The organism is Zwartia lucis, assembly GCF_965234455.1.
GTDB classification, from domain to species: domain Bacteria; phylum Pseudomonadota; class Gammaproteobacteria; order Burkholderiales; family Burkholderiaceae_B; genus Zwartia; species Zwartia lucis.
The window spans coordinates 1044778-1065382 of sequence record NZ_OZ248472.1 but is presented as its reverse complement, the minus strand read 5'-3'; the positions used below and the strand labels follow the sequence as shown (position 1 = coordinate 1065382).

General features: G+C 51.8%; 13 protein-coding genes, 2 tRNA genes, 3 rRNA genes and 1 other RNA gene. 5 read left to right on the top strand and 14 right to left on the bottom strand.

Going from position 1 to position 20605, the window contains the following annotated elements:
* Position 1 precedes the first annotated feature (1 nt).
* The gene (gene mraZ / locus AC8GE9_RS05085) at positions 2 to 430 is read right to left on the bottom strand and encodes a division/cell wall cluster transcriptional repressor MraZ (protein ID WP_506676025.1); all 429 of its coding nucleotides are present in this window, start codon (positions 428 to 430) and stop codon (positions 2 to 4) included.
* 241 nt (positions 431 to 671) lie between these two features.
* An RNA gene (rnpB, locus tag AC8GE9_RS05080) (RNase P RNA component class A) lies at positions 672 to 1080 on the bottom strand.
* 83 nt (positions 1081 to 1163) lie between these two features.
* On the opposite strand from rnpB, the gene AC8GE9_RS05075 reads away from it, so the two are divergent.
* Complete coding sequence (locus AC8GE9_RS05075; RefSeq protein WP_506676024.1) at positions 1164 to 3020, top strand: ATP-binding cassette domain-containing protein; 1857 nt, start codon at positions 1164 to 1166, stop codon at positions 3018 to 3020.
* On the opposite strand, the gene pyrC is transcribed toward AC8GE9_RS05075, so the two are convergent.
* Positions 3021 to 4076 (bottom strand): dihydroorotase, encoded by a 1056-nt coding sequence (pyrC, locus tag AC8GE9_RS05070; protein WP_506676023.1) that lies wholly within the window; start codon positions 4074 to 4076, stop codon positions 3021 to 3023.
* A gap of 47 nt (positions 4077 to 4123) precedes the next feature.
* A complete protein-coding gene (locus AC8GE9_RS05065) occupies positions 4124 to 5311 on the bottom strand; it encodes a M20 aminoacylase family protein (RefSeq protein ID WP_506676022.1) in 1188 nt (395 codons plus the stop codon).
* A gap of 210 nt (positions 5312 to 5521) precedes the next feature.
* Between AC8GE9_RS05065 and AC8GE9_RS05060 the strand changes: the two genes are divergently transcribed.
* Positions 5522 to 5941, top strand: a complete 420-nt coding sequence (locus AC8GE9_RS05060) for an SWIB/MDM2 domain-containing protein (protein ID WP_506676021.1) — start codon at positions 5522 to 5524, stop codon at positions 5939 to 5941.
* A gap of 94 nt (positions 5942 to 6035) precedes the next feature.
* Here the strand turns inward: AC8GE9_RS05060 and AC8GE9_RS05055 are convergent, their stop codons facing one another.
* The 6 genes from AC8GE9_RS05055 to AC8GE9_RS05030 all read right to left on the bottom strand — a co-directional run bounded on the left by AC8GE9_RS05055 (position 6036) and on the right by AC8GE9_RS05030 (position 12064).
* Complete coding sequence (locus AC8GE9_RS05055) at positions 6036 to 6392, bottom strand: DUF4870 family protein (protein ID WP_506676020.1); 357 nt, start codon at positions 6390 to 6392, stop codon at positions 6036 to 6038.
* Between the two features lie 195 nt (positions 6393 to 6587).
* Positions 6588 to 6700, bottom strand: a 5S ribosomal RNA gene (rrf, locus tag AC8GE9_RS05050).
* Positions 6701 to 6969: 269 nt separating this feature from the next.
* Positions 6970 to 9848: ribosomal RNA gene (locus tag AC8GE9_RS05045) — 23S ribosomal RNA — on the bottom strand.
* 398 nt (positions 9849 to 10246) lie between these two features.
* A tRNA-Ala gene (locus AC8GE9_RS05040) sits at positions 10247 to 10322 on the bottom strand.
* An 8-nt stretch (positions 10323 to 10330) separates the two neighbouring features.
* A tRNA-Ile gene (locus tag AC8GE9_RS05035) sits at positions 10331 to 10407 on the bottom strand.
* A 126-nt stretch (positions 10408 to 10533) separates the two neighbouring features.
* A 16S ribosomal RNA gene (locus tag AC8GE9_RS05030) occupies positions 10534 to 12064 on the bottom strand.
* The 16S, 23S and 5S rRNA genes sit together here with 2 tRNA genes alongside, the layout of an rRNA operon.
* Before the next feature lie 551 nt (positions 12065 to 12615).
* Here AC8GE9_RS05030 and rng point away from each other — a divergent pair.
* From rng to AC8GE9_RS05015, 3 genes are all read left to right on the top strand, one after another.
* On the top strand, positions 12616 to 14079 hold the full coding sequence (gene rng, locus AC8GE9_RS05025) for a ribonuclease G (RefSeq protein ID WP_506676019.1): 1464 nt from the start codon (positions 12616 to 12618) through the stop codon (positions 14077 to 14079).
* 194 nt (positions 14080 to 14273) lie between these two features.
* Positions 14274 to 15269 (top strand): Bug family tripartite tricarboxylate transporter substrate binding protein, encoded by a 996-nt coding sequence (locus AC8GE9_RS05020; RefSeq protein ID WP_506676018.1) that lies wholly within the window; start codon positions 14274 to 14276, stop codon positions 15267 to 15269.
* Between the two features lie 2 nt (positions 15270 to 15271).
* A complete protein-coding gene (locus tag AC8GE9_RS05015) occupies positions 15272 to 16315 on the top strand; it encodes a hypothetical protein (RefSeq protein WP_506676017.1) in 1044 nt (347 codons plus the stop codon).
* 7 nt (positions 16316 to 16322) lie between these two features.
* On the opposite strand, the gene AC8GE9_RS05010 is transcribed toward AC8GE9_RS05015, so the two are convergent.
* Genes AC8GE9_RS05010 through msbA form a run of 4 tightly spaced genes read right to left on the bottom strand, consistent with a single transcriptional unit; the run spans position 16323 to position 20587 of the window.
* Positions 16323 to 17702 carry an amidase gene (locus tag AC8GE9_RS05010; RefSeq protein ID WP_506676016.1) on the bottom strand — a complete coding sequence of 460 codons (1380 nt, stop codon included), beginning with the start codon at positions 17700 to 17702 and terminating at the stop codon, positions 16323 to 16325.
* Positions 17699 to 17908, bottom strand: a complete 210-nt coding sequence (locus tag AC8GE9_RS05005) for a hypothetical protein (protein WP_506676015.1) — start codon at positions 17906 to 17908, stop codon at positions 17699 to 17701. The genes AC8GE9_RS05010 and AC8GE9_RS05005 overlap by 4 nt, the downstream gene beginning before the upstream one ends.
* 39 nt (positions 17909 to 17947) lie before the next feature.
* Positions 17948 to 18799, bottom strand: coding sequence for a nitroreductase family protein (locus tag AC8GE9_RS05000; RefSeq protein ID WP_506676014.1), 852 nt, complete (start codon positions 18797 to 18799; stop codon positions 17948 to 17950).
* A 3-nt stretch (positions 18800 to 18802) separates the two neighbouring features.
* A complete protein-coding gene (gene msbA, locus AC8GE9_RS04995) occupies positions 18803 to 20587 on the bottom strand; it encodes a lipid A export permease/ATP-binding protein MsbA (protein ID WP_506676013.1) in 1785 nt (594 codons plus the stop codon).
* Positions 20588 to 20605: the final 18 nt, after the last annotated feature.

Sequence of the window (20605 nt, the reverse complement as noted above, 5' to 3'; positions counted from 1 at the left end):
ATTAAAACGAAAATTGATTTAAAACATCCCCCATGCCTTGCGACAAATCCGCAGCCTCTCGGCGCGTCAATGCTGCGGCATCCCACAATTCAAAGTGCGCACCCATTCCCAACAACATCACGTCTCGAGACATGCCCGCAGCCTGTCTAAGCTCTGGCGCAACGAGCACGCGGCCCGAACCATCAATATCGACATCTTGAGCATTACCTAACAGCAAGCGTTGAAGCGCGCGCGCCGACATCGGAAAAGCGGCGATCTGCTCGCGCTTTTGCTCCCATTCGGGGCGCGGATAGACCAATAAACAGCCATCAGGGTGCCGCGTAATCGTCAGGCAGCCATGCGCCTGCTCAATCAGAGCGTCGCGATGCCGGGTCGGAATATTGATCCGACCTTTCGCATCCAGCGTGAGCGCACTACTTCCTTGAAACACCGAATAACCCCACTTTGTTGCACAAAAATGCACTTTTCACCACTCTAAGTGAATGATTAAGTTTGGTCAAGTCAGAATTTTGATTTTTTTCAATGGCGACAAGGACTTAGAACTGTTTTTTCAGAACCTACAGAAATAAATTATTCAAATAAATCATGTGATTGGGCGATCTAGTAAATGTTGAATATCAACACTCACCATAGGGATAACCCCTGCATACATCGAGTCGTCTATTTGGAAAGTGCAAGACAGATCTATAGGCCGGATTCTGTAAACCCCCTTGCGAGGGTCAGCAATCATTCCTCTGGGCATTTCATTGCTGAAATGCTCTAGCCACCTACCCGCATACTTGAACGGAGCCGCCCGTCGTGGTCGAAACCACACGCATGCCTATTTGGTGTTGCTCCGGATAGAGGTTGCCGCGTTTCACCTTGCAATGCCCGATCCGCAAGCGGACCCTACACCACGGTGACACCGTGGCGGAGTGCATCTTGCGACACGCCCTCACTGCAAACTCGTCTCTGTGGCCCTAGTCCTCGTCGCCCGCACGCTTGCGCGTGGCGCGCCGGACGGTCGTTAACCGTTATCCTGCCCTATGGAGTCCGGACCTTCCTCGATGCACGAAGCACCGCGATTGCCCAATCTGCCTTGCATGCCCATTGTAAGGCCATACAGCCAAGGGAAACTCCTGCGACAATAGCGGACTTAACTTCTCACTGCAGCCGCATCAAACATGTCCAGTCAAGCTCTAATTACCCTAAATGCTGTTCACCTCGCCTATGGACACCATCCTTTGCTAGACGGTGCAGACCTCGCCATTCATGCGCACGAACGTATCGGCTTGATCGGACGCAACGGCGCCGGCAAATCCTCTTTGCTCCGACTGCTCGATGGACGCACACAACCTGATGATGGCGCGATCAACATCGCAGGCCACGTCAAAGTCGCGACTGTCGAACAAGAGCCACAGCTCGATGAAACACTGACGATCGAGCAGGCCGTGTTCGGCGAATACGATCCAGAAAGCGAAGACTGGAATCGTGCCTCGCGCGTTCGCGCGCTGATAGACAAGCTCGGTCTCCCCCCCGAAGCTATTGTAGGCACGCTCTCAGGCGGCATGCGCAAACGCGTAGCACTGATCAGTGCCATGGCCAACGAGCCGAGCTTGCTCTTGCTTGACGAGCCCACCAACCATCTTGACCTCGATGGTATCCAATGGTTGGAAAGCACTCTCAAACAGTGGCCTGGCAGCGCTATTGTGATTACTCATGACCGACGCTTTCTAGATTCCATTGCCACGCGCATCGTTGAGCTTGATCGCGGTGCGCTTCTGAGTTTTCCAGGCAATTTCTCCGAGTGGCAAGTTCGCAAAGCACAGTGGCTCGAATCACAACGCCTTGAAAATGCGCGCTTCGACAAATTGCTGGCCCAAGAAGAAATCTGGATCCGCAAAGGCGTCGAAGCACGACGCACCCGTAACGAAGGCCGCGTTCGTCGACTCGAACAATTACGTCGCGAGCGTGCGGATCGCCGCGATCGTCTAGGTAATGTTCAACTCGCGCTCGACTCAGGCCAGCGCTCAGGCAAGCTCGTCGCCGAACTCGAAAACATCAATAAGTCCTTTGGGGACCTCTGCGTCGTGCACGACTACTCCACCTCCATCATGCGCGGCGATCGCATCGGTTTCATTGGTCCGAATGGTGTGGGTAAATCGACGCTTCTCAAACTAATTCTCGGTACCCTGCGACCTGATAGCGGCACAGTGAAATTAGGCACGAACCTCAGCGTCGCCTATTTCGATCAAATGCGAAGTCAACTCGATGAAAATGCCACCCTGGCAGATGTGATCAATCCGGGGAGTGAATGGATTGAAATCGGTGGCACACGTAAACACGTGATGAGCTATCTAGGAGATTTTTTATTCGCACCTGCACGCGCGCATTCACCTGTCAAAAGCCTCTCGGGCGGTGAACGTGCCCGCTTGCTTTTGGCAAGACTCTTTGCGCGCCCAGCGAATATCCTGGTGCTGGACGAACCCACGAACGATCTCGATATCGAAACACTCGAGTTACTCGAGGAACTCCTTCAAGACTACCCCGGCACTGTTTTGCTTGTCAGCCACGATCGCACTTTCTTGGACAACGTGGTCACCCAGACCATTGCCAGTGAAGGTGACGGTCGCTGGAAAGACTACGTCGGTGGCTTTGTCGACTGGGAGCGTCAGCACAAAACAACCCAGGGACCTTCCGCAATTGCCCAACTGAAATCTGCACAACAAGTCGCAAGTAATACGCTAGATTCAGGCACTGCCAAGTCAACGCCTGCAGCGACAGCAACAACACCCCCACCTGCCAAAGCGCGCCCAAACAAACTCGCCCCTTGGGAGCTCAAAGAACTCGAGCAACTTCCGCTTGATATTCAAAAGCTTGAGCAAGAACAGGAGGCACTTGTCGCTAAGATGGGGCAAAGCGAGCTTTACAAAAATGACCCTGAAAAGCTGACTTCTATCCAGTCAAGGCTGACTGAAATCGATGCCTTGTTACTCAAACACTTCGCGCGCTGGGAAGCGTTGGAGGCTCGTCAATCCTGATTAGGCGCGTACACGCCACTTGAGCGTTTCACCGGCGGCCAAGGGGACGATCGTTTCCTTGCCAAAGGGCAGCTCGGTCGGGATCGGGAAATCACCTCTTTCCAGCGTGAGCGTTCCTGTATTACGCGGCAACCCATAAAAATCCGGGCCGCGAAAGCTAGCGAAAGCCTCAAGTTTATCGATCTTGCCCACACCATCAAAAGCCGTTGCATACAACTCCATGGCGTGCAGCGCTGTATAGCAGCCCGCGCAACCACAGGCATGCTCTTTAAGCCCTTTGGAATGAGGCGCGCTATCTGTACCCAAAAAGAATCGCGGGCTGTCACTGGTCGCAGCCTCAACTAAAGCGCGCCGATGGACTTCACGTTTTAAGATCGGCAAGCAATAAAAATGCGGTCGAACCCCACCTTGAAAAATAGCGTTGCGATTGTAAAGAAGATGTTGCGCCGTAATGGTCGCTGCGACTGGGCCCTTGGCATCGCGCACATAGTCCACACCCTCTTTGGTGGTGATGTGCTCAAACACGACCTTCAAAGCCGGAAACGCTTTACGCAAAGGAATCATGACACGATCGATGAACAGGGCTTCGCGATCAAAAACATCGACCGCAGGATCCGTCACCTCGCCATGCACCAACAAGGGCATTCCGATCCGCTGCATCGCCTCTAGCACTGGACTGCAACGTGCCAACAGGTCCGTGACGCCCGCATCTGAGTTGGTCGTAGCGCCCGCAGGGTAAAGCTTGAACGCGACTGCTGCGCCTGTCTCAAAGGCCTCTACAGCTTCGTCGGGCTGGGTGTTATCTGTCAAATAGAGCGTCATTAACGGCTTAAAGCTTCCTGCTGGCACACCCGCGGCCAGGAGTGCTTGCTCGATACGCTCGCGATACGCGACAGCCAGGGCCGCGGTCGTGACGGGTGGCTTGAGGTTTGGCATCACAATGGCTCGCGCAAACTGTCGTGCCGTATCGCCAACCACGGCACGCAAAGCCTCGGCGTCGCGCAGATGGAGGTGCCAATCGTCGGGGCGTGTGATGGTGAGCGTCGTTTGAGTCATGCTGAATGATGAAGGTTAAAGGGTAGATAAAGATAAAGCTTTGCGCCCTAAAGAGGCATGCTGCGCTCAACCAAGGCGGCGAAGGTTGCGCTTCCAACGGGGATCACGTCGTCATTAAAATCAAACTTGGGGTTGTGCAGGAATTTACCTTCCTCGGCACCACCCTGACCTAAACGAAAGTAAGCACCAGGCACTTTTTTCAACATAAAGGAAAAATCTTCAGACCCCATCGAAGGGGTCAGATCCCGCACCACGCGCTCCGCACCAAAAAGGTCTGTTGCCACATCGGCGACAAAATGCGCGCAAGCCGAGGTGTTAATGGTGGCAGGATAGTTACGCAAGTAATTGAACTCAGCCTTGGCACCATAGCCCTCGGCGATCGACGCGATCAGTGTGCGCATCCGCGCCTCAACCACTTTTTGCACATCATCACTGAATGTCCGCACAGTCCCAACTAGTTTGGCCTGACCAGGAATCACGCTTGCGGCCGAAGCTGATCCCGCGTGGATATGTCCAAAAGACAGCACAGCCGCCTCGAGCGGATGTACGTTTCTTGAAACAATTGTTTGTAAAGCCGTCACCATATTGGCCGCCACCACGATCGGATCGATCGTCTGGTAGGGATGCGCACCATGGCCACCACGTCCTTGGATGGTGATGTCAAATTTATCCGAAGCGGCCATCATCGGTCCAGGATTGATCCCTACCACTCCCGCAGGCAGGCCCGGCCAGTTGTGCAGCGCATAAATCGCATCACAGGGAAATCTTTCAAACAGACCGTCTTCGACCATTGCTTTTGCGCCACCCAGCCCTTCTTCGGCCGGTTGAAAGATCAAAATTGCAGTGCCATTGAAATTTCTGTTTTGCATCAGATATTTAGCAGTGCCAAGCAGGATCGTCGTATGGCCATCATGGCCACACGCATGCATCATCCCTGGCACCTTTGAGCAGTATTCCGCCGTGCTGTCCTCGCTCATCGGCAAGGCGTCCATATCTGCACGCAGTCCGATCATTTTGCCGGAGTCGCTACGTTGACCTTTAATCACCCCCACAACGCCTGTTTTCCCGATCCCTCTATGCACTTCGACGCCAAGCGCGGTGAGGGCACCCGCCACAATGCCGGAGGTCCGGACTTCTTCGAAACCGAGCTCAGGATTGGCATGCAAATCCCTTCGGACCGCCATGAGCTCTTTGTGGAACATTTGAATCGCAGCAAGCGGAGATCTTGGTTGCATAGTTTTAGCGTCAGAAAATTGATCACAGCGCAGAGTTTACCCGTCTTGAGTTGCTCTGAATACGTCTTATTTGTTTTTACAAGGAGGTCAAGCAACCCGGTCATTTGAGACAATTTTGCGACGTTCTCTATAAATTCTTTGTCTTTCACTGTGAGAAGCGTTATGCTGCGCCCGTTGTGCACATTAATCTGTTCCACTAGGAGAGCCCATATGGCCACCGCCAAGAAACCAGCCGCAAAGAAAGTTGTCGCCAAAAAAGTCGCTGCAAAAACACCTGCAGTGAAAAAAGTTGCCGCCAAAAAAGTCGCTGCAAAAACACCTGCAGTGAAAAAAGCTGCGGTAAAGAAAGCTGCCGCTAAACCAGCTGCAAAGAAAGTGGCACGCACCCCCAACGCCGCATTCATGAAAGCCTTGACACCGAGTGCTGTGCTGGCTGCCGTGATTGGCGCTGCCGCTGTGCCTCGCACAGAAGTGACGAAAAAGATTTGGGACTACATCAAAAAGCATGACCTGCAAGATCCCAAAAATCGTCGCAATATCAATGCCGACGAAAAGCTCAAGCCTCTGTTTGGCAAGGCTCAGGTCTCAATGTTCGAACTGACAAAAATTGTCAGCGGTCATTTGAAATAAATCGTTATTTGAAATAAACCGATTTGGTTTTTTCAAATGATTAAAAAAGGGCGCTTTTTTTAAGCGCCCTTTTTGTATTAAAGGTGTTGATCAATTAGTTGGGGGCATTCCACTCTAGGAGTGCCAGCCATCCCTTAATCAGACGATACAAAATCCAAATTCCTGTCGCAACCACTCCAAGCCAACCGATATAAATATAGGTAGCGATACCGCTAATCACCAGGGCAAGCAATCCCCACCAGAAAGTCTGCATCAGCCAATCAAAATGAGAGGCATAAACTGTACCGGCTGCGTCTGGCCTTTTTACATAGAGCAAAACCATCGCCGCAATGGTCGCAATACCAAACATGCCGCCACTCAGTAAACCAATTGCAAACAGGGCATAGGCAACTTGAGTCAGCGTGCGCAAATCAATGGGGGGTTTGCTTTCTGGGCTTTGTTCATTCGACATTTGCAACGCTCCTTAAGTAATCGATGAGTGTCTTGAAAAGTATTTTGGATATTTCACTTGAACACCTCACACTCATGCATAGCAATTATCTTACATAATTGGCGTACGTGCACCACACAAACGTGATGTCACTGTGATCTATCGCCCAAAGACAAAACCCCTCAAGGCAAGGCCTGAGGGGTTTTGAGGGTAAGAGCTTGACGATGACCTACTTTCACAGACGTACGTCCACTATCATCGGCGCTAAGGTGTTTCACGGTCCTGTTCGGGATGGGAAGGGGTGGGACCACCTCGCTATGGTCGTCAAGCGTAGCTTGTTGAACTGCTGAGGCGCCTTGTGCGTACGCAGGGTACGGACAACGGCTTTTCAGCAATTCCAATCTGGGAAGAAGCGCAACGACGAATCTGGTGTGTGTGAACGACTTGCGTTCGAACTTTTAAACTACGTTGGGATTGTTACTTGTGTAGCGACCCTCGCGTGGTGTTGACAACACCACAGATCAACTACGCCTTAATGACTTAATTTATTTGAACGACACTTAAACGCTATAACAAACAGAATAACCTGTAGGGTTATAGGATCAAGCCGCACGGGCAATTAGTATCAGTTAGCTTAACGCATTACTGCGCTTCCACACCTGACCTATCAACGTCCTGGTCTTGAACGACCCTTCAGGGGGCTCTAGGCCCCGGGATACCTAATCTTCAGACGAGTTTCCCGCTTAGATGCCTTCAGCGGTTATCTCTTCCGTACATAGCTACCCGGCAATGCCATTGGCATGACAACCGGTACACCAGAGGTACGTCCACTCCGGTCCTCTCGTACTAGGAGCAGGCTCCGTCAAGTATCCAACGCCCACGGCAGATAGGGACCAAACTGTCTCACGACGTTTTAAACCCAGCTCACGTACCTCTTTAAATGGCGAACAGCCATACCCTTGGGACCGGCTACAGCCCCAGGATGAGATGAGCCGACATCGAGGTGCCAAACACCGCCGTCGATATGAACTCTTGGGCGGTATCAGCCTGTTATCCCCAGAGTACCTTTTATCCGTTGAGCGATGGCCCTTCCATACAGAACCACCGGATCACTATGTCCTGCTTTCGCACCTGTTCGACTTGTCAGTCTCACAGTCAAGCACGCTTATGCCATTGCACTATCAGCACGATTTCCGACCGTACCTAGCGTACCTTCGAACTCCTCCGTTACACTTTGGGAGGAGACCGCCCCAGTCAAACTGCCCACCATGCACTGTCCCCGACCCGGATAACGGGCCAAGGTTAGAACCGCAAACAAACCAGGGTGGTATTTCAAGGTTGACTCCACGCGATCTAGCGACCACGCTTCAACGTCTCCCACCTATCCTACACAGGCCGGTTCACAGTCCAATGCAAAGCTACAGTAAAGGTTCATGGGGTCTTTCCGTCTAGCCGCGGGTAGATTGCATCATCACAAACACTTCAACTTCGCTGAGTCTCAGGAGGAGACAGTGTGGCCATCGTTACGCCATTCGTGCAGGTCGGAACTTACCCGACAAGGAATTTCGCTACCTTAGGACCGTTATAGTTACGGCCGCCGTTTACCGGGGCTTCGATCAAGAGCTTGCACCCCATCAATTAACCTTCCGGCACCGGGCAGGCGTCACACCCTATACGTCGACTTTCGTCTTAGCAGAGTGCTGTGTTTTTAATAAACAGTCGCAGCCACCGATTCTCTGCGGCCTCATCATGCTCCGAGCGCGAGCTCTTCACACTACCGAGGCATACCTTCTCCCGAAGTTACGGTATCAATTTGCCGAGTTCCTTCTCCTGAGTTCTCTCAAGCGCCTTGGAATATTCATCCCGTCCACCTGTGTCGGTTTGCGGTACGGTCTTGTATGACTGAAGCTTAGAGGCTTTTCTTGGAACCACTTCCAGTTACTTCGCGAACAAGTTCGCTCGTGCCACACCCTTGAATCCCGCGCCCGGATTTACCTAAGCGCCTTCTCCAATGCAGCAACAGGGACATCCAACACCCTGATAACCTTTCGCAATCCGTCCCCCCATCGCATCATACAATGGTGCAGGAATATTAACCTGCTTCCCATCAGCTACGCATCTCTGCCTCACCTTAGGGGCCGACTCACCCTGCGCCGATGAACGTTGCGCAGGAAACCTTGGACTTACGGCGAGGGGGCTTTTCACCCCCTTTATCGCTACTCATGTCAGCATTCGCACTTCCGATACCTCCAGCAGCCTTTACAAGCTACCTTCGCAGGCTTACGGAACGCTCTCCTACCGCTTGTCATAAATGACAAACCCGCAGCTTCGGTCTATCGCTTAGCCCCGTTACATCTTCCGCGCAGGACGACTCGATCAGTGAGCTATTACGCTTTCTTTAAAGGATGGCTGCTTCTAAGCCAACCTCCTGACTGTCTATGCCTTCCCACTTCGTTTCCCACTTAGCGATAGTTTGGGACCTTAGCTGGCGGTCTGGGTTGTTTCCCTCTTGAGTCCGGACGTTAGCACCCGGTGCTCTGTCTCCCTCGCTGTACTTGCCGGTATTCGGAGTTTGCCATAGTTTGGTAAGTCGCCATGACCCCCTAGCTATAACAGTGCTCTACCCCCGGCAGTAATACGAGAGGCACTACCTAAATAGTTTTCGGAGAGAACCAGCTATTTCCAGGTTTGTTTAGCCTTTCACCCCTATCCACAGCTCATCCCCTAATTTTTCAACATTAGTGGGTTCGGTCCTCCAGCACGTGTTACCGTGCCTTCAACCTGGCCATGGATAGATCACCTGGTTTCGGGTCTACACCCAGCGACTAGACGCCCTATTCGGACTCGCTTTCGCTACGCCTTCCCTATTCGGTTAAGCTTGCCACTGAATGTAAGTCGCTGACCCATTATACAAAAGGTACGCAGTCACCCCTCTCGAGGCTCCTACTGTTTGTATGCACACGGTTTCAGGATCTATTTCACTCCCCTTCCGGGGTTCTTTTCGCCTTTCCCTCACGGTACTTGTTCACTATCGGTCGATCACGAGTATTTAGCCTTGGAGGATGGTCCCCCCATCTTCAGACAGGATTACACGTGTCCCGCCCTACTTATCGTACGCTTAGTTCCACAATCAGAATTTCGTCTACAGGGCTATCACCTGCTACGGCGGGGCTTTCCATCCCCTTCAACTATCCCAACTGCTAAAACGTACAGGCTCTTCCGATTTCGCTCGCCACTACTTTCGGAATCTCGGTTGATTTCTTTTCCTCGAGCTACTGAGATGTTTCAGTTCGCCCGGTTCGCCTCCTCAGACCTATGTATTCAGTCTGGGATACCGCTTGCGCGGTGGGTTTCCCCATTCGGACATCTACGGATCAATGCTTGTTTGCCAGCTCCCCGTAGCTTTTCGCAGGCTACCACGCCCTTCTTCGCCTGTGATCGCCAAGGCATCCACCATGTGCACTTAGTCGCTTGATCCTATAACCATACAGGCTATAAGTCTCGCTTGGTCTAGCGTTTGTGTCGCTCTTCTTTACTCTTTGGCGCCGTATCGCAGTGTAAACACCGTAGTGTCAACACGCCATACTGCTTGAGAATTGAACAAATTAATAATGCAATCACAACCCATTTATTAGCTCCTCGCCACAACCACACCAACACTCTCGTATCAATATGCTTGCGCCAAGACAACCAAAAACTTTCGTTGTGCTTCTTCCAGATTGTTAAAGAACAAGGTATTGCATCAGACACATGCATTAAACAAAATGCTTAAAATAAATGCCTAACTCTTAGGACTCTAAGTCTCGATTGATTCGATAGACTCAGAACACTAAGAGTTAAACACTACCAACCGCTTATTTTGATCACCAGTCAAATGGTGGAGGATGACGGGATCGAACCGACGACCCCCTGCTTGCAAAGCAGGTGCTCTCCCAGCTGAGCTAATCCCCCATAAACCCTGGTGGGTCTGGATGGACTCGAACCATCGACCCCCGCCTTATCAAGACGGTGCTCTAACCAGCTGAGCTACAGACCCGGCCGACTGGCATAAAACCCTCTCGCGCGCACCACCATCTCTGGCAACCCGCACAATACTTCTACCTTGTTTCCTAAATAAACAACCGATAAGTGTGGACGCTTTCGCTTCGTGTACGCTGCTCTGAAAGGAGGTGATCCAGCCGCACCTTCCGATACGGCTACCTTGTTACGACTTCACCCCAGTCATGAACCCCACCGTGGTAATCGCCCCCCTTGCGGTTAGGCTAACTACTTCTGGTGAAACCCACTCCCATGGTGTGACGGGCGGTGTGTACAAGACCCGGGAACGTATTCACCGCGACATTCTGATCCGCGATTACTAGCGATTCCGACTTCATGTAGTCGAGTTGCAGACTACAATCCGGACTACGATCGGGTTTCTGGGATTGGCTCCCCCTCGCGGGTTGGCGACCCTCTGTCCCGACCATTGTATGACGTGTGAAGCCCTACCCATAAGGGCCATGAGGACTTGACGTCATCCCCACCTTCCTCCGGTTTGTCACCGGCAGTCTCATTAGAGTGCCCTTTCGTAGCAACTAATGACAAGGGTTGCGCTCGTTGCGGGACTTAACCCAACATCTCACGACACGAGCTGACGACAGCCATGCAGCACCTGTGTTCCGGTTCTCTTGCGAGCACTCCCAAATCTCTTCGGGATTCCAGACATGTCAAGGGTAGGTAAGGTTTTTCGCGTTGCATCGAATTAATCCACATCATCCACCGCTTGTGCGGGTCCCCGTCAATTCCTTTGAGTTTTAATCTTGCGACCGTACTCCCCAGGCGGTCAACTTCACGCGTTAGCTGCGCTACTAAGGCCCGAAGGCCCCAACAGCTAGTTGACATCGTTTAGGGCGTGGACTACCAGGGTATCTAATCCTGTTTGCTCCCCACGCTTTCGTGCATGAGCGTCAGTATTATCCCAGGGGGCTGCCTTCGCCATCGGTGTTCCTCCGCATATCTACGCATTTCACTGCTACACGCGGAATTCCACCCCCCTCTGACATACTCTAGCTCGGTAGTTAAAAGTGCAGTTCCAAGGTTGAGCCCTGGGATTTCACACCTCTCTTTCCGAACCGCCTGCGCACGCTTTACGCCCAGTAATTCCGATTAACGCTTGCACCCTACGTATTACCGCGGCTGCTGGCACGTAGTTAGCCGGTGCTTATTCTGCAGGTACCGTCATCCACACCAAGTATTAATTGGTGCGATTTCTTTCCTGCCAAAAGTGCTTTACAACCCGAAGGCCTTCATCGCACACGCGGAATGGCTGGATCAGGGTTTCCCCCATTGTCCAAAATTCCCCACTGCTGCCTCCCGTAGGAGTCTGGGCCGTGTCTCAGTCCCAGTGTGGCTGGTCGTCCTCTCAAACCAGCTACGGATCGTCGCCTTGGTGAGCCTTTACCTCACCAACTAGCTAATCCGATATCGGCCGCTCTAATAGTGAGAGGTCTTGCGATCCCCCCCTTTCCCCCGTAGGGCGTATGCGGTATTAGCCACTCTTTCGAGTAGTTATCCCCCGCTACTAGGCACGTTCCGATACATTACTCACCCGTTCGCCACTCGCCGCCAGACCGAAGTCCGCGCTGCCGTTCGACTTGCATGTGTAAGGCATCCCGCTAGCGTTCAATCTGAGCCAGGATCAAACTCTTCAGTTTAATCTCTGTATAAATCGTATTTCCTTGACCCAAGTCTCCTCAGGCCGGTTATACGTCGCTGCTCAAAGGAAGTGAGGTTATTTATATCAAGCTTTGACACTTAATATTCATTTCCAAACTTCTTTGTGAGCACTTGATTTCGTTTGCAATCACTGCACCTGTTACAGCACAGCAACCTGCGACACTCATTCCAAGCGCCCACACTTATCGGTTGTCAAATTTTTAAAGAACAAGGTACCGCTAAATCTGCACTGCTAGTGTTTCCACTATTTTTTTTCTTTTAGTTATTCACCAGAAGCAGAGAGACGAGATTATGAAGGAGTTTTTTATCCATGTCAAATCAGTTTTCATCATATTGCAAAATTATTAAAGCATTTTTGCGGATCACATCGCCGACTAAGACAATGCAAGTATATGAAGTACTGACTTGCCATCCGTAATAAAACTAAACCTAAAGAATCTAAACCTGAATCTAAAACATCAGCACATCTTTAAAGCCAAGCCCGCTAATATAGCACAATTACTTAGGCATTATTTGAGACTGACTTTCTATGACTGAAGATATTCTGATTAACGTCACGCCCTTTGAGACACGTGTGGCCCTCGTGGCGCGTGGTGCGGTGCAAGAACTCCATATGGAACGCAGCACACAGCGCGGCCAGGTGGGGAATATTTATTTAGGCAAAGTCGTACGTGTTTTACCTGGCATGCAAAGCGCTTTTGTTGAGATCGGGCTTGAACGGGCTGCTTTTATTCATATTGCTGACCTGAGGGAAAACCGCAGTGAGCGTGCACTCACGACACCCCAGACGCCCATTGAAAAGTTGATATTCGAAGGCCAGAGTCTCATGGTGCAGGTCATTAAGGACCCACTAGGCACTAAAGGGGCGCGCTTATCCTCACAAATCAGCATTGCGGGAAGAATGTTGGTCTATCTTCCGCACGAGCCTCATATCGGTATTTCTCAAAAAATCGGCTCTGAGTCTGACCGCCAGGCGCTGCGTGAGAGACTACAAGCCCTCGTCTCGCCCGAAGAAAAAGGCGGGTTCATTGTTCGCACTCAAGCCGAAGGCGCGACGAACGAGGAGCTCGAAGCAGACCTCGCCTACCTCAAAAAACTCTGGGCTAATGTTCAACAAGGCGCGCGGACCCTTCCAGCCAGCAGCCTGCTGCATCAAGATCTCACACTCGCTCAACGCGTCCTGAGGGATATGGTGACCCCGCTCACGAACCAGATTTTGATCGACTCTCGTACTGTCAGCAGTGAGCTTAAAGCTTGGGCTGACATTTATACGCCCTCGGTTTCTGAGCGCATCAAACATTACAGCGCCGAGCGCACCTTATTCGATACGGCCAACATCGAGGAGGAAATTATTCGAGCGCTTTCAAGACGGGTCGATCTCAAGTCAGGGGGCTACTTAATCATTGACCAAACAGAGGCGTTGACCACGGTTGATGTCAACACAGGAGGTTTTGTCGGGGGCAGGAATTTTGATGACACTATTTTCAAGACCAACCTCGAGGCCGCACAAGCGATTGCCCGTCAACTGAGACTCAGAAATCTGGGCGGCATCATTATTCTCGACTTTATCGATATGGATGATGTTGCACATCGCGATGCGGTGCTCGCCGAGCTCCATAAAGCGCTCTCTTTTGACCGCACAAGAATGACCGTGAATGGATTTTCACAACTTGGCTTAGTAGAAATGACCCGCAAGCGGACGCGGGACTCGCTCGCGCATCAGTTGTGCGAGCCCTGCCCGACCTGCCAAAGCAGAGGTCATGTGCGCACCAATAAAAGTATCTGTTATGACATTTTGAGAGAGATCCTGCGCGAGGCTAAGCAATTTAACCCCCGCGAATTCAGAATACTCGCCTCTCAAGGCGTGATTGACTTGTTTTTAGAAGAAGAGAGTCAGCATCTCGCCATGTTGGGGGACTTTATCGGCAAAAAAATATCTCTTGAAGTTGCGATGGACTATACGCAAGAGCAGTATGACATTGTATTGACTTAGTGCACGGCGACATTGACAACAATCAAACGTCAACTGTGACTGCTGCGGGGAACAGCACGGGTTAGGTGACAATGAATCAGATCTTGTCAATACAGGATCATATGGATATGAGAAAGCCTCCAAACTGGGTGCTTGGAGGCTAAACTCAGTTGAGGTTCTCAATAAGACACCAAACAAATCCAGAGGAGAAACATATGGTGAAGTTTTCAACATTAAGCGCAGCACGCCTTTTAGGTCTCGCATCTTTTGCAGTGGCAGGAGCGTTGAGTTTTTCTTCCGTCAGTGCCCAGTCAAACTATCCAGACAAACCCATCAGATTTGTCGTGCCCTTTTCAGCCGGCACAACCACCGATGTGATCGCACGCGTCTATGCAGACAAGTTAGGTAAATTGTTAGGGCAATCCGTCATTGTTGAAAACAAAGCCGGCGCAGGTGGCAATATTTCAGCTGAATTCGTTGCGCGCGCCGCTCCAGACGGCTACACATTGACCTTCTCGAACAGCGCGACCAACGCGACTAACCCGACCCTGTACAAAAAAGTAAACTTTGATCCGATCAAGGACTTTACACACATCGCATTGATGGTGTCGGCGCCCAACATGTTGGCGATCAATCCAAAGATCCCCGCGAACAACATGGCTGAGTTGATTGCTTACGCTAAAAAAAATCCGGGTAAGTTGACCTATATCTCCGCGGGTTCCGGTACCTCACCACATATGGCGGGCGAGCTTCTGAAAACATTGGCTGGCATCGACATTCAGCACGTCCCTTACAAGAACATCAACCAAGGCTTTACTGATCTGTTCGCAGGCACTGTTTCCATGACGTTCTACCACGTACCGGTGATTTACCCGCATGTGAAAGACGGCCGACTCCGTGCTTTAGGCGTGGCCACGAGCGAGCGCAGCCCGATTGCACCCGAAGTGCCACCGATTTCCGACACCGTCAAAGGCTATGATCTTCGCCCTTGGTGGGGTCTAGCAGGTCCTGCAGGCATGCCAAAAGATGTTGTTGAGAAATTGTATAAAGCCACAACACAAGTGTTGGCAGACCCTGAGGTGCAAGAGCGCTTTAAAAATATGGGCTTGATCATCACGCCAATGACAACACAACAGTTCAATGACTTCACGGTCACCGAATTGGCGAAGTGGAGCAAAATCGTGAAGGACTCAGGCGCAAGCGCCAACTAAACATGAAGCAAACGCACTCTGCATTACTCCTGCCCACCACTGTGGTGGGCAGTTATCCTCAGCCTGACTGGCTCGTCGACCGCGAACAACTCTCCAAAGGCGTCCCGCGCACACGACAGCAGGAGATCTGGCGCATTCCCGCCGAACGCCTCGAACAAGCGCAAGACGATGCGACGATTCTGGCGATCCGGGATATGGAACGCGCGGGCATCGACATCATTACCGATGGCGAAATCAGACGAGAGAGCTATTCAAACCGTTTTGCGATGGAACTCGAGGGTGTTGATGGTGATATCCCCGCTATCATTACGTCAAAAGCGGGCTTGAAAACGCCTGTCCCCCGCGTGGTCAGCAAAATCGTACGTACGCACCCCGTTGAAATCCGTGATTTGCAATTTTTGAAAGCCAATACAGATCGTCTGGCAAAAATCACCCTGCCCGGCCCCTTCACGATGGGGCAACAAGCCAAAAATGAGTTTTATGCCGATGACGAAGAAATGGTCATGGACTTTGCTGCAGCAGTTAATGCAGAAGCATTGGACTTGCAAGCGGCTGGCGCGGATTTTATTCAGCTCGACGAACCTTGGTTACGGCACGACCCCGAAGCGGCAAAACGTTATGCGGTCAAAGCCATTAATCGTGCGCTCCAAGGCATCACTGTGCCGACCATCGTGCATCTGTGTTTTGGCTATGCGGCTGTGGTCAAAGGCCAAAAACCAACGGGATACTCTTTTCTACCCGGTTTGAGCGACACGATTGCAAAGCAAATTTCTATCGAAGCCGCACAACCCCGGCTTGATCTTGGCGTCTTGAGCGATCTTGCAGGAAAAAAAATCATGCTGGGCGTCCTAGATCTTGGCACACACGAGATTGAAACGCCAGAACAGGTGGCTGAGCGTATCCGCGCAGGACTCAAGTATGTGGCGGCTGAAAATATGATTCCTGCCCCAGACTGTGGGATGAAATATCTGCCTAGAGATGTCGCCTTTGGCAAGCTACGATCGCTTGCCGAAGGGGCGAAAATCGTCAGAAAAGAGCTCTCCTGATCCTTCCTCAGGAAAGTTCGGGATGCATCTTGTGCCAAGGGGTGGCTTGCTCAAAGGCCGCCCCAGCACGCAACACAGTGACCTCATCGTAATTCTTGCCGATCAATTGCAGCGATAGTGGCAAACCATTGCTGGCTAAGCCACTCATCATGGCCAGTGCGGGGTGACCGGTTAGGTTGAAAGGCACCCGTGCCTGCCTCGTATACGTTCGCAAAACCTCTTGCGCATCGTCAATGCGGCATGCGGGATCAAAAGAGTTAGCCGCCAGCAAGATGTCAACCTCCCCAAACGCCTGATTTACCGCATCAATCAACACGCCGCGCGATTGCATCGCATGCACGTAGTCACCCGCACTTAAGAAGGCGCCGCATAGCAGTTTGCGACGCGACATTTCCGCATAGTCTTCAGGCCGATTGCGCAAATTACGGGCATGGATCGCCCAACCCTCTGACATCAGAATGATTTTCTGCGGGGCGCTGAACTCTTGAAGTGTCGGCAACGTAATGTCTTTGACCTGCGCCCCCAGTTTACGAAATACATCGCACGCTTCATTCAAAGCCCGTGTGACTTCGGGGTCAGCGTGTTCATCCTTTTCATGAAAATGACGGATGAAGCCGATTCGCAAACCTTTCACGCCAGACTTGAGGTCTTTTGAGTAAGTCTCTGGCCTGCTGGTTTGAGGTGCAGACGAAGTTTTCACCATCGCATCCAACAACAAGGCAAGGTCTTGAACCGATCGCGCCATCGGCCCGACATGATCGAGCGACATGGACAACGGATAAACGCCGCGACGTGAAACGAGATCATAGGTCGGTTTAAGGCCTGCAAGACCGCAAGCAGCGGCAGGATGACGCACAGAGCCTCCAGTATCCGTACCAAGGGCAAGTGGCAAGAATCCAGCAGCCAGTGCGGTCCCGGAGCCGGAGGACGAGCCACCTGGATGGTGAGCGATATTCCATGGGTTTCGGGCGGGCGGGAAAGGCAAGTCAAAAGAAGGACCACCGATCGCAAACTCATGCAACGCTAATTTACCGAACAGAATCGCACCAGCGGCACGCAAAGCGGTAATCACCGAAGCGTCATCGGCTGCGACATGATCAAGCATCACTTTCGAATGACAGCTCGTGCGTTGTCCCTTCATATCGATGATATCTTTGATTCCGACCGGAACCCCGTGCAAGGGACCAAGACTTCGCCCGGCTTTGATCTCCCGCTCGGCTTGGCGCGCAGCTTGGAGTGCGGCTTCACGATCAAGCTGAATAAACGCGCGATATTGAGGTTGCAGAGCATCAATGCGCGAAAGCAACGTTTCAATCACCGTCACTGGAGAGAGTGTGCCTGCGGCATAGCCTTGGCTGATTTCGGAGGCGGTCATCCAGTGCATCATGATTTCACCTGCATGACGGGCCAGGCTTCGGCCGTATTGTCGATGGGTAAACTCAAGGAAGCACGAATTTTCAAGGCTGTTCGGGCAGCGGTGTTGACATCCTCGGGGAAGCGCAACATCGCACGCTCAAGTCCCGCTAGTCTGGCGAGCGTCTGGATATCGTCACTTTCGCTGTTTGAGTTGGTATTGCTTATTTTTGTGCTCACCCAATACTCCCTTTAGTTATCTGAATTTTTATATTTACTTTACTTCAAGCTAAATTTTTTACTTCGGACAAAAGCGCCAAAATCGGCGCGCTCCGGAACTGAGTAATGACGGGCCTTGTCTTCGGACCAGCCGTTGAAATCCGCATCCGGATAGATATTTGAATGGCGTTGCCTACGAAGGGGGAATAACGCGTGACGACGGGCGTCATAGCGATCGATCTGCTCCCTGAGGTCTAACTCGCTAAACTGATCGAGGTGCGTAGTCACCGACCGCGGTAATCTTGGGGTGATGCGCCCAGACTCCAAAGGGTAGCCAAGGCATAGACCCGCGACGGGAAAAACAGCCTCTGGCAAGCCAAGAAGCTCGCTAGTCTTTTCGGGGTGATTACGGACGGCACTAATCGGAACCGTCACCAAGCCAACCGCCTCGGCTGCCCGAATAAACTGTGCGAGCACGATCCCCGCATCGACCGCCGCATTCATGAAGTGATCAAGGTGATCATTGGCAAACGTTTTACCACGCCATTGCCCAATCTGTCTGATCCTGCGGTTATTCCCGCAAAACATCAACAATACGGGTGCATCGTTGATCCACGGCATGTCGGGAATCAAGTCTGCGATCGCTTTGACTCGGACTCGATCTGCGACATGCACGATGTCTGCTTGCTGTAAATCAGACTTAGATGGCGCAGAGAGCGCACAGGCGAACAACAAGTCAAGGAGCTCTTGTGAGATGGGTTGAGCAGACCATTTTCGATGGGAGCTGTGTGTGAGCATCCGCAAGAGCTCCTCACCACCGGTCAAATCCTCCGGAACAAGCACAGATTCACCAAATCTCCTGAGGGCTGCATCGGCTATTTGTTCGGACAGCGAGATAGGGCTTTGCGGCATGATTTAGGTCTCCACATCTTCTCGGAATTGCATTTGATAGAGCGCGGCATATGCGCCTGCGCGCGCGAGTAGCTCGCTATGCGAGCCTTGCTCAACAACCTGACCTTGATCCATCACGACGATCTTGTCCGCATTTTGAACGGTCGAGAGGCGATGCGCAATGACCAAAGTCGTCCGTCCCTTCATCAAGGTTTCCAGGGAGGCCTGAACCTGACGTTCGGACTCATTGTCCAATGCGGAAGTTGCTTCGTCGAGAATCAAGATAGGCGCATTTTTAATCAGTGCGCGGGCAATTGCGAGCCTTTGTCGTTGTCCTCCAGACAAGCGTGTCGCATTTTCTCCCACCCGTGTCTGAAGACCGAGGGGCAAACCTTTAACAAAATCAAGGAGGTTTGCCGCATCCAGTGCCCTCATGATTTCTGCTTCAGAAGCATCATGCAAAGCACCATAACCAACATTGACCGCGATCGTGTCATCGAACAAGACAACATCCTGACTCACAAGAGAAAGCTGTTCGCGCATCGCCCGCAGATCTAAAGAGGCGATGTCACGACCATCAATCATGATCTCCCCGCCCGAGGGTGAAACAAACCGCGGCAACATATTGACCAGCGTCGTCTTGCCACTGCCCGATCGCCCGACTAACGCAACCGTTTGACCAGGCTCCACAGAAATCGTGACGTTAGTCAAGGTATCGTTCTGAGCGTCAGAAAAACGATGCGAGACGTGCCGAAACTCAACCCGACCCAGTGCCCTGCCCTCGAACCGACCCGTACCAGTTTCAGGCTCGGAGGGCTGGTCGACCAGAGTAAAAACGCTCTCTGCTGCAACCAGCATTTTTTGCATCTTGCCCGCGACTTTTGTTAGACGCTTGATTGGATCAAAAATTTGAGCGAGTGCCGCCATGAAGGCAGCAAAACTTCCTACGGTCAAAGTACCCGTATTTGCCTGATTAAGCGCGACGGCAATCACAGCTGCCACTGCGATGGCGATGATGACCTGCGTAATAGGTGTCATCGCAGCATCGGAAATGGCTGCACGCATGTCAAAACGCCTAAGACGGCTACTGACATAGGAGAACCGGCTGCGCTCAAATGCGTACCCATCGAAAAGTTTGACGATCCTCTGCCCGTCGATCCCTTCGCCAACGACACGCGTCAGTTCAGCGTTCATGTTGACCGTATCTTGGTTGATTCGCCTGAGGCGGGCGATGAAGTTGCGAGAAATTAAAACCGAGACCGGCATCGTCACCAAAATAATAAGGGTCAGCTCCCAAGACATATAAAGGAGTACACCAATCATGGCGAGCACGATCAAGGACTCGCGCACAATAACCGTGATGACCTCAGTGGCATAGCTGGTGACGTTGCCGGCATCTACCGTAAATCTGTTGAGCAACCTGCCTGTGTCGCCTTTTTTAAACTCACTGTCAGGCATCGTCAACAGCTTTTCAAACATATCGCGGCGAACACCAAGTAATACATTGTTCGCAACCCATGCTAGCAAATAGTCGCTGAAAAAATTACAAATGCTGCGTAAAAAAATCATGCTGATGATGACAATGGGAACTTGCCAAACATATTCTGGCTTTGATCCAGAAAAGCCTTCGTCGAGTAAAGGCTTCATCGCCAACGCCAAGGTTGGCTGGGTCGCGGCAGCGCCCGCCATGCAAAGCACGGCGATGACCAGGCCTTTCCAATACATGCCAACGCGACCGTAAATGCGCATCCACAGGTTATTTTTGAGCGCTTGGGAAGACTCAGACGCTGTTCTGGCAGTTGAAGTCAAAATGTGGCTCTAAAAACA

Bases quoted from the DNA above. Each gene is read 5' to 3' on its own strand.
- AC8GE9_RS05075 (WP_506676024.1), top strand. From the start codon at position 1,164: ATGTCCAGTCAAGCTCTAATTACCCTAAATGCTGTTCACCTCGCCTAT.
- pyrC (WP_506676023.1), bottom strand. From the start codon at position 4,076: ATGACTCAAACGACGCTCACCATCACACGCCCCGACGATTGGCACCTC.
- AC8GE9_RS05065 (WP_506676022.1), bottom strand. From the start codon at position 5,311: ATGCAACCAAGATCTCCGCTTGCTGCGATTCAAATGTTCCACAAAGAG.
- AC8GE9_RS05060 (WP_506676021.1), top strand. From the start codon at position 5,522: ATGGCCACCGCCAAGAAACCAGCCGCAAAGAAAGTTGTCGCCAAAAAA.
- AC8GE9_RS05055 (WP_506676020.1), bottom strand. From the start codon at position 6,392: ATGTCGAATGAACAAAGCCCAGAAAGCAAACCCCCCATTGATTTGCGC.
- rng (WP_506676019.1), top strand. From the start codon at position 12,616: ATGACTGAAGATATTCTGATTAACGTCACGCCCTTTGAGACACGTGTG.
- AC8GE9_RS05020 (WP_506676018.1), top strand. From the start codon at position 14,274: ATGGTGAAGTTTTCAACATTAAGCGCAGCACGCCTTTTAGGTCTCGCA.
- AC8GE9_RS05015 (WP_506676017.1), top strand. From the start codon at position 15,272: ATGAAGCAAACGCACTCTGCATTACTCCTGCCCACCACTGTGGTGGGC.
- AC8GE9_RS05010 (WP_506676016.1), bottom strand. From the start codon at position 17,702: ATGATGCACTGGATGACCGCCTCCGAAATCAGCCAAGGCTATGCCGCA.
- AC8GE9_RS05000 (WP_506676014.1), bottom strand. From the start codon at position 18,799: ATGCCGCAAAGCCCTATCTCGCTGTCCGAACAAATAGCCGATGCAGCC.